Consider the following 14979-nt stretch of genomic DNA (forward strand, 5'->3'; position numbering starts at 1 on the left):
CCGCGCGGTGGAGGCGCAGATCAGCACGGTCCCGCCTTTCGGGCAGGGTGGTCCCCCGTAGGGTTCGTGCTGACGGAGGGAGCAGTGACAGTGGGTACAAGCGCCGTACGCGTACAGGGGCTCTGGAAGCGGTTCGGGCAGCAGGTCGCCGTCGCCGGGATCGATCTCGAGCTGCCCGCCGGGAAGTTCATCGGGCTGGTCGGGCCGAACGGGGCGGGGAAGACCACCACGCTCTCCATGGTGACCGGGCTGCTGCGGCCCGACCAGGGCACCGTCGAGATCGTCGGGCACGACGTGTGGCGGGACCCGGTGGCGGTGAAGGCGCGGATCGGCGTGCTGCCCGAAGGACTGCGGCTCTTCGAGCGGCTGTCGGGGCGCGAACTGCTGTCGTACTCCGGGCGGTTGCGCGGGCTGCCCGGGGAGGATGTGGACCGGCGCGCCACGCAGCTGCTGGACGTGCTGGACCTCGCGGGCGCCCAGCACAAGCTCGTCGTCGACTACTCGACCGGCATGCGCAAGAAAATAGGTCTCGCCTGCGCTCTGCTGCACAACCCGGAAGTCCTCTTCCTCGACGAGCCCTTCGAAGGCGTCGACCCGGTGTCCGCGCAGACCATCCGCGGCGTCCTGGAGCGGTACACCGCCTCCGGCGCCACCGTCGTGTTCTCCTCGCACGTCATGGAACTGGTCGAATCCCTGTGCGACTGGGTGGCCGTGATGGCCGCGGGACGCATCCGCGCCCAGGGCACCCTCGCCGAGGTGCGCGGCGAGGCTCCGACCCTTCAGCAGGCCTTCCTCGAACTCGTCGGCGCACAGGGCCGGAACGCCGGTTCCGACCTGGACTGGCTGGGCGGCGGTTCCCGATGAGCGCCGGCACCGTGGCCCCCTCGATCACGCCCGTCGTCGTACGCCTGAAGCTGTCGCTGCTGCGCAACGGGCTGAGGCAGTCCGGTGGGCGGCGGGCCGCGTTCATCACGTCGGCCGTCGTCGCGCTGCTGTTCGCCGCGCTCCAGATGGCCGGCTTCATCGCGCTCCGCGGCCACGCGCACATCGACGCCGTGGCCGTCCTGGGCGTGGCCGTGCTGGCGCTGGGCTGGGCCGTGATGCCGCTGTTCTTCCCCACCGGCGACGAGACCCTCGACCCGACCCGGCTGGTGATGCTCCCGCTGCGGCCGCGACCGCTGGTCGGCGCGCTGCTCGCGTCGTCCCTGGTCGGCATCGGGCCGCTGTTCACGGTGCTGCTGCTGGTGGGCTGTGTGATCTCGGTGGCGCACGGGGCGGCCGCGTCCGTCGTCGCGGTGCTCGCCCTGGTCCTCACGCTGCTGGTGTGCGTGGCCCTCGCGCGGGCCGTGGCCGCCGCCAACGTGCGGCTGCTGACCAGCCGTAAGGGACGGGACCTCGCGGTGCTCAGCGGCCTGGTCATCGCGGTCGGGGCGCAGGTCGTCAACTTCGGCATGCAGCGCCTGGGCTCGGCCGGGCTGGGGCAGCTCGGCCCGGTGGCGGACGTGCTGCGGTGGCTGCCGCCCGCGTCGGCGGTGGGCGCGGTGGACTCGGTGACCAGGGGCTCCTACGGCGTCGCTGTGGCCCAGCTCGCGCTGACCGCGGCCGCCCTGGCCGCCCTGCTCATGGTGTGGGCGCGCAGCCTGACCCGGCTGATGACCTCGCCCGACTCCTCGACCCTCCAGCCCGTCGACGCTCCCGCACGCGACCGGGCCCGCGACGGCGGCGGACCGGCGCGGTGGCTGCCGGCCGGCCGCACCGGCACCGTCATGGAGCGCAGCCTGCGCTATGTCTGGCGCGATCCGAAGACCAAGGCGGCCTGGGTGACCTCGCTCGCCATCGGACTGATCGTCCCGGTGTTCAACGCGGTCCAGGGCACCGGCTCGCCGTACTTCGCCTGCTTCGCCGCCGGCATGCTCGGCATCCAGATGTACAACCAGTTCGGCCAGGACACCTCCGCGTTCTGGCTGGTCGCGCTGACGATCTCGGCCCCGCGGGACGCCTACGCCGAGCTGCGCGCGCGGGCGCTGGCGCTGCTGCTGATCACCCTGCCGTACGCCACCCTGGTCACGGTGCTGACGACGGGCCTGCTCGGCGAGTGGCGCCGGCTGCCGGACGTGCTCGGACTGTCCTTCGCCCTGCTCGGCGCGATGCTGGCGACCGGGGCGTGGACGTCGGCCCGCTTCCCGTACTCCATTCCGCAGGAGGGCCACAAGAACGTGGCCGCCGGTCAGGCCGGTCTCGCCTTCCTCTCCATCTTCGGCGGCATGGTCGCGGCGGGCCTGCTGTGCCTGCCGTTCATCGCCCTGGTCATCTGGTCGAACGTCAGCGCCACCGGCGGGAGCTGGAGCTGGGCGCTGCTGCCGGTGGGCGCCGCGTACGGGGCGGCGATCACGCTGCTGGGGCTGCGGCTGGCGGCGCCGCGCACGGCGGCCCGGCTGCCGGAGATCCTCACGGCGGTCAGCAAGGGCTGAGCCGGGCCTGCTCAGCGCAGGCGTGCGGTCACCACGTGGACGGTGAAGCCGCACGGCACCCGTCCGTCCGGCCCGGCGAGCCCGGCCGCCTCCCGCACGAAGTCCTTCCGCAGCCGGGCGACGGCGGCCGGGTCGAGCGGTCCGACGTCGTAGATGCCGGAGAGGGCCGCCCAGACCTTCTCCACCGGGCCGCTCAGATCGATCGGGACCGTCTCACGGTCCGGCGCGCCGAACCCGGCCGGCTCCAGGATCGCGCCGAGCCCCTCGCGACTGCGGGTCCTGCGGTCCCCGAGCGGCGGAATGCGCTGCTCGGCGGGCGCCCGTTCGACGGCGGCCCTCAACAGGCCGCTGAACAGCTCGTACGCCTCCCCGCCGAGGGCGCCGCCGCCGACCACGCAGGCCAGCGTGGAGCCGGGCGACAGTACCCGGGCGGTCTCCGCGGCGACCCGGTCGACGTCGCTCATCAGCATCAGCGCCATGTGGCAGACGCAGGCGTCGAAGGCCCCGTCGGCGAACGGTAGCCGCTGCGCCCTGGCCTGGGCCAGCGCGGTGGTGCGCAGGGACGGGCGGCGCCGGGCGAGGGCCAGCGCCTCGGGCGAGAGGTCCACGCCGGCGAGCCGGCGCCCACCGGTGCGGGCCAGCAGGTCCAGCAGGACGCCGTCGCCGCAGCCGAGGTCCAGGACCCGCCGGGCGCCTGCCACCCGGTCGCTCAGGATCTGGTAGCTGGAGCGCCCGTCCGGTGCTCTTCCGGCGACGAAGGCGTCGGCGGTGACCGCCGGGTGTTCGGCGTGGAAGGCCTTCAGGAAGGCCTCCTGGACGGCCGTGGGCACGGTGGGCGGCGCGGTGGGGGACGCGGGGGCGGTGCTCATCCGGTGAGTACCGCGTCCAGGAAGGGTTCGATGGCCATGAGCCACGCCTCCGGCTGGTCGTAGTGGACGAGGTGACCGGCGTCGGCCACCTCCGCGTACTGTCCGCGCGGCAGGACGCGAACCATCTCCTGGGCCTCGGCCCGGCCGAGTTCGCCGTCCAGGCCGCGGACCACGAGGGTCGGGCAGCGGACCTGGGCCAGTTCCTCCCAGTGGGCGTCGTACACCCAGGTCTCGCGGGAGGTGAGCATCTGCTGCGGTTCGAAGACGGGGCGCCAGCCGTCGGCGCTCTCGTGCATGACCTCGGCGTAGAACTCGCCGCGTGCCGGATTGGGGCGCTCCACCCAGGGGTCGTCCTCGCCGAACCACTTCCGTACGTCGGCGAGGGCGGCGAAGGGGACCGGCCAGGCCCGGAACCAGTCCTCCCACTCCCGCTGGGAGGCGGCGCCGAGCGCGGAGGCCCGCATGTCGCAGATGATCACGGCCCGCACCAGGTCGGGGCGGCGGGCGGCGAGCTGCCAGGCCGTCAGCGCGCCCATCGCGTGGCCGATGACGACGGCCGGGCCGAGGCCGAGCTGTTCGAGGGCGGCCTCGGCGTCCTCGACGTAGGCCTCACGGGTGTAGGCGGCCTGTGGCGGCTTCTCGCTCTGGCCGTGTCCGCGCTGGTCGAGGGCGACGGCGCGGTGCCGCCCCGAGAGCCGGCGGGCGGTGGCGGCCCAGTGGGAGGCGCGGCCCATGAGGCCGTGCAGTAACAGCACGCCGTCGGTCCGCTCGGGTCCTTCGGACCCTACCGGCGCCCCCTCCCGCCCCTGGCCCGGCACGGCCTTCGGGGGCTCCGCGAACTCCCAGGCGGCGAGCCGTACACCGCCCGACCCGGTCACGTCGATGCGCCGCACCATTGGTCCTGGCACCCCCCTGGAACCGTGTTCAGCTTCCGTATGCCGTCGTGCACATTCTGTAGCGTGCGCGGGCCATGGGGCCCTCACGCGGACACTCAGGCTATCGAATACGTATTCGAAATTGCTGGCCGTGGCGCCAACACCCCTCGTTCGAGTGACGCCTGGCCAGGATTGATCGCCGCCCCCAGGGGGAGATCTTCAACGGGAGGCGGACCACTCGGGGAAAAGAGGTCCGAGGGGGACGACCCTGAGAGCTCGGGGCTCCGGGTCGTTGAAGGGGAGGACAGGCCCCGGCGCCGCACGGCGCCGGGGCTCTCCCCATATCTGCGGCACATCTCCCCCACCCTTTCGGTCCCCATGCCTCCCGGGCCAGCCTTGCACGCCCCGCGCCCGCGCGCTGCGCTTCGACGCGCTGAACCACGGACGGGGGAAAGCGGCGAGCCGGACGGGCGGCCGGCTCAGCGCCGGCTCAGCGCTTGGCGACGAACACGTGGGAGGCGACCTCGGTGTCCAGCTCCGCCGCCTCGCCGCTGCTGCCGACCAGCACCCCGCCGGCCGACTCCGTCACGCTGACCACCGAGCCGGGCTGCACGCCCGCGCGGCGCAGCGTGTACATGAGCTGGGCGTCCGTCTGGATCGGCTCGCCGATCCGGCGGACGACCACGGTCTTGCCGTCGGCGCCCGCGTCCAGGTCGGCGAGCGACACCATGCCCTCGTCCAGGAACGGGTCGGCGCCGTCCTTCTCGCCCAGCTCCTCCAGACCCGGGATCGGGTTGCCGTACGGCGACTCGGTCGGGTGCCGCAGCAGCTCCAGCACCCTGCGCTCCACGGCCTCGCTCATCACGTGCTCCCAGCGACAGGCCTCGGCGTGCACCTGCTCCCACTCCAGGCCGATCACGTCGACCAGCAGGCACTCGGCGAGCCGGTGCTTGCGCATCACGCGCGTCGCCAGCCGGCGGCCCTCGTCCGTGAGCTCCAGATGCCGGTCCGGTGCCACCGAGACCAGGCCGTCGCGCTCCATCCGCGCGACCGTCTGGCTCACGGTCGGGCCGCTCTGGTCCAGGCGCTCCGCGATCCGGGCGCGCATGGGGACGACGCCTTCCTCCTCCAGCTCGAGGATGGTGCGGAGATACATCTCCGTGGTGTCGATCAGTCCGGACATACGTGCCCCTCGATTACCTCGGCCGGGAGCCTGGCGGCTCCGCGGCGCGTGCGCTGGCCCTGAAGTCAATTCTGACGCATCCCGCTGACAACCGGGCGGCCCGCGCGAAACGCGGACGACCCGCGAGCTGGGTCCCTCCGCCTCGGCGGAGGAGCCGGCCGGACGTACCGGCAGCTCGCGGGTCGGGTGACTGCTTGAAATTGGGCCGGCCGCACGCTTCTGTCACGCGCTGGTCCAGCACCGCACAGGGTGGGGTGACGGGCCGCTAGCCCGCAGCCACCTCACGCGTCCGGGTCTCACTCATCTACCGGATCACCTCCCTTCGTGTGTGCACAACACCCTAGGAAGCGGACCGGCGATACTCAACAGGTTTTTTCGACGTGGTGAGGAAGCCGTGGCCGCGGGTCACCGCCACGGCCGACGCACACACCGCAGCACGACGGCCGACGCGGCGCGTGGGCACGCCGCAGGGGGCCGCTCGCTGCCGCGGCGGGACGGCCACGTGACACGTGCGCACGCTGCGGCAAAGCCGCCGCCGCGGAACGGACGCTCGTCGCGACCGGTGTCGCCCTCGCGGCGCGTACGCCGCCGCGGCAGGCGTCCCGCCGTCGCGGCGAGCCTGCCGACCACAACGCGCGTGCACCACGGCCGGCGGCTGTCGCGGCGCACATGCCGCCACGGCAGAGCTACCTCACACGCCCGTCACGGCAGGGCTTGCCGTCGCGGCAGGCGTCTCTACGTCGCACTGGGGCTGCCGACCCAGCTCGCGTCCACCCCGGCCGGCTGCCATCGCGGAGCACACGCCCGTCACGGCAGGCTGCCCCAGCAGCACGTGCACCGTCACAGTGGCACTGCCGGTCACGGCAGGCGGCCCACCGCCGCAGCGAGCCCGCCGACCGCGGCACGTGGCACCGAGGCCGGCTGCCATCGCGGAACACACGCCCGTCACGGCAGGCTGCCCCAGCGGCACGTACGCCGTCACAGTGGCACTGCCGGTCACGGCAGGCGGCCCACCGCCGCAGCGAGCCCGCCGACCACAGCGCATGTGCGCCACGGCCGGCTGCTGTGACGGCACGTGCGTCGTCGCAGTGGTGCTGCCGGGCATGGCATGTGTGTCGCCGTGACGCCTGCCTCGGCGCGTCGCGGGCTCAGGTGTGGTCGTTGTGGAGGAGGAGGGCCAGGTCCAGGGACGTGGCGATTCGGGTGGCCACGTCCTCGGCGTAGGTCGCGTCGGCGCGTTCGAAGGGGGTGCGGGCGGGGCCGCGGAGGAAGGTCACGACGCCGAGGGTGCGGCCGCGGCTGCGCAGGACCGCGCACAGGGCGTGCACGGCGTCGCCCGGCCACTGCCGGGCCTCGGCCCACTCGCGCGCCCGGTCGGCCGGTACGGCCCCGGCGGAGGCGCGCACGGAGCCGGCGCGCTCGACGCACTGGAGGGCGGGGTGGCCCGTCCCGTAGCGGACGGGCAGGCCGGCCCGTCCGGTGAGCAGGCTGGGCCCGAGGCCGCCGGAGGGGGTGGCCGCGACGCGGACCAGCCGGACCCGGGCCGCCGTCCCGGCGGCGATCACGCCGTCGGCCGGGGCCGTGCCGTCCGTCACGCGGTCGATCAGGGCGTGGTCGGCGAAGCCGGCCAGGGCGAAGTCGAGGTGGACGGTGGCGGCCTCGGCCGGGTCCTCGCACTCGGCGGCGGCGTGGGCGGCCCGGTGCAACTGGTTGCTGCGGAACCGCAGCAGCGCGGCCTCCTGCTCGCCCTGCTTGGCCTCGGTGACGTCGGCGAAGAGCCAGGCGACGCCGAGCGGCACCGGTTCCTCGGCGAGCGGCGAGGCGAGCCGGACGAATCCGCTGCGCCAGCAGCGCCGCCGGTCGCCCTCCGGGGTGCGTACGCCCACCCACAGCTCGGCGGGGGCGGGCGGGGCGCCCTCGGCCAGGACGTGGGTGAGCGCGCTCTCCAGTTCCTCCAGGCCCTGGGTGAGCAGCTCGCCGAGCGGCCGGCCGAGGGCCGCCGTGCGGCCGGTGCCGAGGGCCTGGGCGGCGTAGTCGTTGACGACGGCGGGCCGCAGGTCGGCGTCGACGAGCACGACCCCCCAGAACGCGTCCTCGAACAGGGCCTCGCTGAGCGCGATGGACCGCTCCAGGTCGATCTGCGCGTGCACCTCGCTGAAGGCGCAGTACAGGCCGGCGGGCTTGCCGTCGGGCCCGTGCACCGCCGCGGACTGGGTCCGCACCAGGACGCGGCCGCCGTCCTTGGTGAGCAGCGCGAACTCGTGCACCTGGCGCCCGGGGGCGTGCATGGCGGACATCAGCCGCCCCTCGACCTCCTCGGCGTCCGCGCTGCGCACGGCCCAGCCGGCGAAGCCGTGCCGTCCGACGGCCTCGGCGGCGGTCCAGCCCAGGATGCGCTCGGCCTCGCGGTTCCAGTGCGTGACGACGCCGTCGGCGTCGAAGGCGCACAGGGCCGCGTCCATGCCGTCGAGAAGGGCGGCCAGCAGATCGGAGCCGTCATGCATGTCGGAGCCCCTCGGACCGTCCCGCTCCGGCTCGGGCTCGTCCGGCCCCAGCTCGTCGGTGGCCCCACTACGCCGGGAAGCACTCACCTGGACCCCCTGCAGGCTGCGTCCGCACGTACGGCGCGACGTTTCGCTCACTGGCCATCATTCAACTCGAACGTGACCCAGCACACACCGGGTTCCCAGAACATTGAAGGAATTGCCGTCCGCGGAAATTCCCCCCGATCCATGAGGCGGTCCGGGTCAGTGCCGGTAGAAGATCCGGTCCGCGTACCGGTCGAAGACCTGGGCGTTCCACTCGTGGCCGCCGTCGACGTTGCCGGAGCGCAGCAGCGGCGGTTCGATCCCGCGGTCTGCGAGGACGCCGGCGGCGGTGGCCATGACCGCCTGGAGCAGGGCGGAGGTGACGACGGTGGAGGCGGGCGCGAAGGGTGCCGCGACGGTGTCGAGGGTCAGTTCGGCGTCCCCGACCGCGATCTTGGAGTCGAGGACGATGTCGCAGTGGTCCTTCAGGAACGTCCCCGAGGCGTTCCGGGAGGTGGTCTCGGTCGCGTAGACCACCGAGGTCACGCCGACGACCCGCACGCCGAGGGCGCGGGCACGCACGGCCATCTCCACGGGCAGGGCGTTGCGCCCGGACAGCGAGACGACGATCAGGGCGTCGCCGGAGCGCAGCGGGGAGCTGTCCAGGACGGCGGAGGCGAGGCCGTCGACGCGTTCCAGGGCGGAGCCGAGGGTGGCGGGCACGACGTCGACGCCGACGGTGCCGGGAACGGCGAGCAGGTTCATCAGGGCCAGCCCGCCGGCGCGGTAGACGAGGTCCTGGGCGGCGAGGGAGGAGTGGCCGGCGCCGAAGGCGAACAGGCGGCCGCCGGCGGCCACGGTGTCGGCGAGCAGCGTCCCGGCCGCCGCGATCCGCTCGGCCTCCTCGTCCCGGACCCGCTGGAGCAGGCCGATGGCGGCGTCGAGGAACTGGCCGGCCGGCGTGCGGTCGCTCATGCGTGGTCCGTCCCTTCGGGGGCGACTGTGTGTCGCGGATCACGGTGAGGTCTGGACCAGAGCCGTGTCAATACCGGCTCCCCGCCCCGGGAGCGTCTCAGGGGCTCAGCCGCTCCACGCGCCAGCCGCCGTCCGGCTCGGCGACGTACCGCAGGCGGTCGTGCAGGCGGTTCTCGCGGCCCTGCCAGAACTCCACCGAGCTCGGGGCGACCCGGAAGCCGCCCCAGTGCGGCGGGACGGGCACCTGCTCGCCCTCGGGGTAGCGGGCGGCCAGGTCGGCGTAGGAGGCGTCGAGCTCCGCGCGGCCGGCGACCACCGCGGACTGGGCGCTGGCCCAGGCGCCGAGCTGGGAGCCGTGCGGGCGGGTGCGGAAGTACGCGGCGGTCTCGTCGCGGCCGGTGCGGCGGGCCACGCCCTGGACGATGACCTGGCGGGCCATGGGGTGCCAGGGGAACAGCAGGGAGACGTACGGGTTCCCGGCCAGGTCGCGGCCCTTGCGGGAGTCGTAGTTGGTGTAGAAGACGAAGCCCTGCTCGTCGAAGGACTTCAGGAGCACCGTGCGGGAGCTGGGCCGGCCGTCGGCGTCCGCGGTGGAGACGACCATGGCGTTGGGTTCGAACAGCCGGGCCTCGGTCGCGGCCTGCTGGAACCAGCGGGCGAACTGGGCGACGGGGGTGGCGGCCAGCTCGTCCTCCGCGAGCCCCTCGGCCCGGTAGTGCATGCGCATGGAGGCGAGGTCGAAGGGGGCGGTCTCACCGGCTTCTCGGTCGGTCACGCGGTCATCCTGCCGTATCCACCGGACGACCCTGCGGGGTACCCTCGCCGTCCACCGGGATCCGAGGTGGCACTGAGTGCCGCTCCACTCCCCTTTTGTGGCACTCGGGGTTATGGTGCTGCTGTCGTTCCAGTCGGGTGACGGCCCGCCGCACGGGGCATCGTCCCGGCAGTCCCCTCGGCCCCGGCCCCCTCGGCCCCGGCCCCCTCGGCCCCGGCCCCCGCGGCCCAAGTCAGCTTCACCTCAGTCGTCCGGTCGCACTCTCTGTCGCACAGACCACAAGGAGCCGCCTGATGTCCGACTTCGTACCCGGTCTCGAAGGAGTCGTCGCGTTCGAGACGGAGATCGCCGAACCGGACAAGGAGGGCGGCGCCCTTCGGTACCGGGGCGTCGACATCGAGGAACTCGTCGGTCAGATCTCCTTCGGCAACGTCTGGGGGCTGCTGGTGGACGGCGCCTTCGATCCGGGCCTGCCGCCCGCCGAGCCGTTCCCGATCCCCGTGCACTCCGGGGACATCCGCGTGGACGTCCAGTCGGCGCTGGCCATGCTCGCCCCGGTGTGGGGCCTGAAACCGCTCCTCGACATCGACGTGGAGCAGGCGCGCGACGATCTGGCGCGGGCCGCCGTCATGGCGCTGTCGTACGTCGCCCAGTCGGCGCGCGGGCAGGGCGTGCCGATGGTGCCGCAGCGGGAGATCGACAAGGCCCGCTCCATCACCGAGCGGTTCATGATCCGCTGGCGGGGCGAGCCGGACCCCCGGCACGTGGCCGCCGTCGACGCGTACTGGACGTCCGCGGCCGAGCACGGCATGAACGCCTCCACGTTCACCGCCCGCGTCATCGCCTCCACCGGCGCCGACGTGGCGGCCGCCCTGTCGGGCGCGGTGGGCGCCATGTCCGGCCCGCTGCACGGCGGCGCGCCCTCCCGGGTCCTGGGCATGATCGAGGAGATCGAACGGACCGGGGACGCGGAGGGCTACGTCAGGAGCGCCCTGGACCGCGGTGAGCGGCTGATGGGCTTCGGCCACCGGGTGTACCGGGCCGAGGACCCACGCGCGCGCGTGCTGCGCCGCACCGCCCGGGAGCTCGGCGCCCCGCGGTACGAGGTCGCCGAGGCGCTGGAGAAGGCCGCCCTGGAGGAACTGCACAACCGGCGGCCGGACCGGGTGCTGGCCACGAACGTCGAGTTCTGGGCGGCGATCATGCTGGACTTCGCCGAGGTGCCGGCGCACATGTTCACGTCGATGTTCACGTGCGCGCGTACCGCGGGCTGGTCCGCGCACATCCTGGAGCAGAAGCGCACCGGCCGCCTGGTGCGCCCCTCCGCCCGTTACGTCGGTCCCGGCCCGCGCAGCCCGCGGGACATCGCGGGCTACGACCACATCGCACACTGACCGAGCGCTCCACCGCACCCGGTCGGCACGCGCGGCATCACGGCGTCACGCGGGGCTCAGCAGCTCCGCGTGGTGCCGTTGGGCCACCAGCGGGTGGGCGCGGACCTTCCCCTTCAGCTCGTTGTAGCCGTACTCGGCGAACAGCGGGTTGCCCGGGTCGTCCGTGACGCCGGGCGCGGTCGAGGCGTGCGGGAAGGGCAGCGGGGCGACGCGGGCGTCCAGACGCGGGTTGTAGAAGAAGGGCACCGAGAACCGCTCGGTGGCGCCGGGCGGGGAGACCACCCGGTGGTTGGTGGCGACGAGGTAGCCATTGGTGGCGACCTCCAGCAGCTCTCCGAGGTTGACGACGAACGCGCCCTCGATCGGCGGCACGTCGTGGAAGAGGCCGTCCGCGCGCTGCACCTGGAGCCCGCCGATCCGGTCCTGGAGCAGCAGGGTGAGGAAGCCATAGTCCTTGTGGGCGCCGACGCCCTGGTCGGTGCCGTCGCCCGCGCTGCCCGGGTAGCGGACGAGCTTGAGGTGCGGGTGGGCGTGCTCGCCGAAGACGGGGTCGTAGAAGTCGGCGGGCGCGCCGATGGCGGTGAGCAGTTCGTGCAGCAGCCTGCGGGCGACGGCGCCGAGCCGGTCGATCCAGGCGAGCGCGGCGGTGCGCAGCTCGGGCAGGGCGGCCGGCCACTGGTTGGGGCCCTGGAGCCACCAGTACGCGGGCTCGCCGGGGCCGGGTACGCGGGCGGGCCGCTCGGCGCCTATGTCGAGCTGGTCGCGCCAGTCGCGGGCGCCGCCGGTGCGCTCGTCCCCGGTGCGCGTGTAGCCGCGGAAGTGGGGCGAGTTGACGTTGTCCAGGGCGAGACGGTCGGCCTCGGGGAGCCGGAAGAAGGCGTGCATGGCGTCGAGCAGCGCGTCGGTCTCCGCCCGGGTGACGCCGTGCCCGACGAGCTGGAAGAAGCCCACGTCATGGGCGGCGCCGTGCAACTGCTCGTGCAGCAGCGCCCGTTCCCGGGGACCGCGGTCGGCGGCCGCGAGGTCGATGATGGGGAGCTGATCGTACGACGGGTTCGTCGCCGTGTTCGTCATGGGTCACGTCCGCAGGGTGTACGGGTCCCGGGCAGCCGCCGTGGGTGGGCGCGCGGCACGGGTTCCGGAGGAGAGAAACCGGGTGAGGGGTGCGGGGCGAACGGCCGCCGCGGAAGGGGCAGGGTCAGGCGGAGCGCCGACAGCCCATGCTCGTGACGCGCACGTAGTCCACGTGGCGGCGTCGCACGAGCGGCAAGAACATGCGCACAGGGTACTGCGGGGGGCGCGATACCGGTGTGGCCCGGTTCACGTGGTGGCCGGGCCGCGGCCCAGCGCCTCCTCCAGCAGGGCCGCCCACTGGGCGACCACGCGTTCGCGGCGGGCGGTGTCGTCGGTCAGGAGGTTGGCGAGGCCGAGGCCCCGGGCCATGTCGAGGAAGCCCTGGACGGTTTCGCGGGTGCCGGGGCGGGCCTCGTCCGCGCCCAGCAGCTCGACCGCTATCCGGTGCGTCTCACGGCCGACGCGGGCCTCCAACTCGGTGACCCGGGGGCGCAGTTGTTCCTCGTTGGAGGCGGCCACCCACAGGTGGAGGGCGGCGCGGAAGAGGGGCCCGGTGTAGAGGTCGACGAGGGCGGCGACCACGGCCCGCCGGTCACCGGCCGCGCCCTCGGGGAACAGGTCGCGCAGGGCGGTGGAGCGCTCCTCGGCCACGTACTCGACGGCGGCGGTGAACAGGTCCTCGCGGGTGGGGAAGTGGTGCTGGGCGGCGCCGCGGGAGACGCCGGCGCGTTCGGCGACCACCGAGACCGTGGAGCCGGCCCAGCCGTGTTCGGCGAGGCAGGCCACGGCGGCCTGGAGGAGCCGCTGCCGGGTGGCCCGGCTGCGGTCCTGCTTGGGGGCGCGTTCCGCGCGGTCGTGTGTGGTCACACCGCCCATTCCGGATCCCGTCGTTCGAGGAAGGCCGTCATGCCCTCGCGCGCCTGCGCGGAGGAGAACAGCCGGGCCGAGAGCGCGGTCAGGTCGGCCGCGTCCCGGTCGAAGGCTTCCAGCACCCTAGCCGTGAGCAGTCGTTTCGTCTCGGCCAGCGCCTGGGGTGAGGAGCGGCGCAGCCCGTCGAGGATCGGTTCCAGTACGGCGTCGGCGTCGTCCCCGGCCGCCGTCAGCAGGCCGGTACGGACCGCCTCGGCCGCGTCGAAGCGTTCCCCGGTGAGGCAGTGGCGGGCCAGCGCGCGCGGGTCGGCGCGGGGCAGCAGCGGCAGCGAGATGACCGCGGGGGCCACCCCGATGCGCACCTCGGTGAACGCGAACGTGGCCCGGTGCGAGGCGACGGCCATGTCGCAGGCCGCGAGCAGCCCGAGACCGCCCGCGCGGACGTGTCCGGTGACCCGGGCGACGACCGGTTTGGGCAGTTCGACGATCTGCCGCAGCAGCTCCACCAGCGCCTCGGGCCGGGGAGGGTCGCGCAGGTCGGCGCCCGCGCTGAAGGTGGTGCCGGTGTGAGTGAGGACGACGGCGCGGACCCCGCCGTCCTCGGCGCAGTCGGCCAGCGCGGCGCCGAGTTCCCCGACGAGCGCCGCCGACAGGGCGTTGCGGTTGCCCGGCGAGTCCAGGCCGAGCGTCTCGACGGCACGCACGCGTGTACGTCCGATCAGGGTCATGGCCGCTGCTCGCACTCGCCGCGGATCATGGTTCCTCCTCGCACCCGGTGGGCGGTTCAGTACGACTTGGGCAGGCCCAGGGTCTGGTGGGAGACGTAGTTGAGGATCATCTCCCGGCTCACCGGGGCGATACGGGCCACACGGGAGGCCGTTATCAGCGAGGCGATCCCGAACTCACGCGTGAGGCCGTTGCCGCCGAGGGTGTGCACGGCCTGGTCGACGGCGCGCGCACAGGCCTCACCGGCCGCGTACTTGGCCATGTTGGCGGCCTCTCCCGCGCCCACGTCGTCCCCCGCGTCGTACAGGTGGGCCGCCTTGGCCGTCATCAGGCGGGCGAGTTCCAGGTCGATGTGCGCCTGGGCGAGCGGGTGCGCGATGGCCTGGTGGGAGCCGATGGGGGCCTTCCAGACGGTGCGTTCGCGCGCGTACTCCACGGCCCGTCCGAGCGCGTGGCGCCCCATGCCGATCGCGAAGGCGGACGTCATGATGCGCTCGGGGTTGAGCCCGGCGAACAGTTGCAGCAGGCCCGCATCCTCCTCGCCGACGAGCGCGTCGGCGGGCAGCCGCACCTCGTCCAGGGCCAGCTCGAACTGCTTCTCGGCGGCGGTGAGTTCCATGTCGATGGGCCGTCGCTGGAAGCCGTCCGCGTCCGGCGGGACGATGAAGAGGCAGGGCTTGAGGCGGCCGGTGCGCGCGTCCTCGGTGCGGCCGACGATCAGGACGGCGTCGGCGATGTCGACACCGGAGACGAACACCTTGCGGCCGGTGAGCACCCAGTCGGCGCCGTCGCGGCGGGCGGTGGTGGTGATGCGGTGGGAGTTGGAGCCGGCGTCGGGTTCGGTGATGCCGAAGGCCATGGTGCGGGTGCCGTTCGCCAGCGGGGGCAGCCAGGCGCGCTTCTGCTCCTCGGTGCCGAACCGGGCGATGACGGTGCCGCAGATGGCGGGCGAGACGACCATCATCAGCAACGGGCAGCCGGCCGCGCCGAGTTCCTCCAGCACGATGGCCAGTTCGGTGACGCCTGCGCCTCCCCCGCCGTATGCCTCTGGCAGGTTGACGCCGAGGTAGCCGAGCTTGCCCGCCTCGGACCAGAGTTCGGTGGGGGCACGTCCCTCGGCGACGGTTCGGGTGAGGTAGGCGCGGCCGTAGCGTTTGCCGAGGGCGGAGACTGCGGCTCGGAGAGCACTGTGTTCTTCGGATTCGGTGGTGGGGGTCATGATCGTCTCCCGGGTGCGAG

13 protein-coding genes are annotated in these 14979 nt (G+C 73.6%); 3 read left to right on the forward strand and 10 right to left on the reverse strand.

The annotated features are described in order from the left end of the window. Positions 1-69: 69 nt before the first annotated feature. Complete coding sequence (locus ACF09J_RS14430; RefSeq protein WP_392305843.1) at positions 70-864, forward strand: ABC transporter ATP-binding protein; 795 nt, start codon at positions 70-72, stop codon at positions 862-864. Further along, complete coding sequence (locus ACF09J_RS14435; RefSeq protein WP_392305725.1) at positions 861-2471, forward strand: transporter; 1611 nt, start codon at positions 861-863, stop codon at positions 2469-2471. The genes ACF09J_RS14430 and ACF09J_RS14435 overlap by 4 nt, the downstream gene beginning before the upstream one ends. A gap of 11 nt (positions 2472-2482) precedes the next feature. On the opposite strand, the gene ACF09J_RS14440 is transcribed toward ACF09J_RS14435, so the two are convergent. From ACF09J_RS14440 to pdxH, 6 genes are all read right to left on the reverse strand, one after another. Next, positions 2483-3340 carry a class I SAM-dependent methyltransferase gene (locus ACF09J_RS14440; protein ID WP_392305726.1) on the reverse strand — a complete coding sequence of 286 codons (858 nt, stop codon included), beginning with the start codon at positions 3338-3340 and terminating at the stop codon, positions 2483-2485. Continuing rightward, the gene (locus ACF09J_RS14445) at positions 3337-4236 is read right to left on the reverse strand and encodes an alpha/beta fold hydrolase (protein WP_392305727.1); all 900 of its coding nucleotides are present in this window, start codon (positions 4234-4236) and stop codon (positions 3337-3339) included. Before ACF09J_RS14445 ends, ACF09J_RS14440 begins: the two co-directional genes overlap by 4 nt. Before the next feature lie 469 nt (positions 4237-4705). Further along, positions 4706-5398 carry a metal-dependent transcriptional regulator gene (locus ACF09J_RS14450; RefSeq protein ID WP_392305728.1) on the reverse strand — a complete coding sequence of 231 codons (693 nt, stop codon included), beginning with the start codon at positions 5396-5398 and terminating at the stop codon, positions 4706-4708. A 1148-nt stretch (positions 5399-6546) separates the two neighbouring features. Next, on the reverse strand, positions 6547-7989 hold the full coding sequence (locus ACF09J_RS14455) for a PAS domain-containing protein (RefSeq protein ID WP_392305729.1): 1443 nt from the start codon (positions 7987-7989) through the stop codon (positions 6547-6549). 156 nt (positions 7990-8145) lie between these two features. Further along, positions 8146-8901: an SIS domain-containing protein gene (locus ACF09J_RS14460; RefSeq protein ID WP_392305730.1), complete on the reverse strand. Its 756-nt coding sequence runs from the start codon at positions 8899-8901 to the stop codon at positions 8146-8148. 97 nt (positions 8902-8998) lie between these two features. Next, on the reverse strand, positions 8999-9676 hold the full coding sequence (gene pdxH / locus ACF09J_RS14465) for a pyridoxamine 5'-phosphate oxidase (protein ID WP_392305731.1): 678 nt from the start codon (positions 9674-9676) through the stop codon (positions 8999-9001). A gap of 293 nt (positions 9677-9969) precedes the next feature. On the opposite strand from pdxH, the gene ACF09J_RS14470 reads away from it, so the two are divergent. Next, the gene (locus tag ACF09J_RS14470) at positions 9970-11070 is read left to right on the forward strand and encodes a citrate synthase 2 (RefSeq protein ID WP_392305732.1); all 1101 of its coding nucleotides are present in this window, start codon (positions 9970-9972) and stop codon (positions 11068-11070) included. A 45-nt stretch (positions 11071-11115) separates the two neighbouring features. On the opposite strand, the gene ACF09J_RS14475 is transcribed toward ACF09J_RS14470, so the two are convergent. The 4 genes from ACF09J_RS14475 to ACF09J_RS14490 all read right to left on the reverse strand — a co-directional run bounded on the left by ACF09J_RS14475 (position 11116) and on the right by ACF09J_RS14490 (position 14959). After that, a complete protein-coding gene (locus ACF09J_RS14475; protein ID WP_392305733.1) occupies positions 11116-12144 on the reverse strand; it encodes an isopenicillin N synthase family dioxygenase in 1029 nt (342 codons plus the stop codon). A 246-nt stretch (positions 12145-12390) separates the two neighbouring features. Next, complete coding sequence (locus tag ACF09J_RS14480) at positions 12391-13020, reverse strand: TetR/AcrR family transcriptional regulator (RefSeq protein ID WP_392305734.1); 630 nt, start codon at positions 13018-13020, stop codon at positions 12391-12393. After that, entirely contained in the window at positions 13008-13742 is a 735-nt protein-coding gene (locus tag ACF09J_RS14485; RefSeq protein WP_392305735.1) for an enoyl-CoA hydratase family protein, read from the reverse strand. The genes ACF09J_RS14480 and ACF09J_RS14485 overlap by 13 nt, the downstream gene beginning before the upstream one ends. A gap of 56 nt (positions 13743-13798) precedes the next feature. Beyond that, the gene (locus ACF09J_RS14490; RefSeq protein WP_392305736.1) at positions 13799-14959 is read right to left on the reverse strand and encodes an acyl-CoA dehydrogenase family protein; all 1161 of its coding nucleotides are present in this window, start codon (positions 14957-14959) and stop codon (positions 13799-13801) included. Positions 14960-14979: the final 20 nt, after the last annotated feature.

It is taken from the genome of Streptomyces sp. NPDC014889 (assembly GCF_043081205.1).
GTDB lineage: Bacteria > Actinomycetota > Actinomycetes > Streptomycetales > Streptomycetaceae > Streptomyces.

What these genes read in the sequence shown, in the direction of transcription:
- ACF09J_RS14485 (WP_392305735.1), bottom strand. Translation starts at nt 13,742, where the DNA reads ATGACCCTGATCGGACGTACACGCGTGCGTGCCGTCGAGACGCTCGGC.
- ACF09J_RS14480 (WP_392305734.1), bottom strand. Translation starts at nt 13,020, where the DNA reads ATGGGCGGTGTGACCACACACGACCGCGCGGAACGCGCCCCCAAGCAG.
- ACF09J_RS14475 (WP_392305733.1), bottom strand. Translation starts at nt 12,144, where the DNA reads ATGACGAACACGGCGACGAACCCGTCGTACGATCAGCTCCCCATCATC.
- ACF09J_RS14470 (WP_392305732.1), top strand. Translation starts at nt 9,970, where the DNA reads ATGTCCGACTTCGTACCCGGTCTCGAAGGAGTCGTCGCGTTCGAGACG.
- ACF09J_RS14460 (WP_392305730.1), bottom strand. Translation starts at nt 8,901, where the DNA reads ATGAGCGACCGCACGCCGGCCGGCCAGTTCCTCGACGCCGCCATCGGC.
- ACF09J_RS14440 (WP_392305726.1), bottom strand. Translation starts at nt 3,340, where the DNA reads ATGAGCACCGCCCCCGCGTCCCCCACCGCGCCGCCCACCGTGCCCACG.
- ACF09J_RS14490 (WP_392305736.1), bottom strand. Translation starts at nt 14,959, where the DNA reads ATGACCCCCACCACCGAATCCGAAGAACACAGTGCTCTCCGAGCCGCA.
- ACF09J_RS14445 (WP_392305727.1), bottom strand. Translation starts at nt 4,236, where the DNA reads ATGGTGCGGCGCATCGACGTGACCGGGTCGGGCGGTGTACGGCTCGCC.
- ACF09J_RS14450 (WP_392305728.1), bottom strand. Translation starts at nt 5,398, where the DNA reads ATGTCCGGACTGATCGACACCACGGAGATGTATCTCCGCACCATCCTC.
- ACF09J_RS14435 (WP_392305725.1), top strand. Translation starts at nt 861, where the DNA reads ATGAGCGCCGGCACCGTGGCCCCCTCGATCACGCCCGTCGTCGTACGC.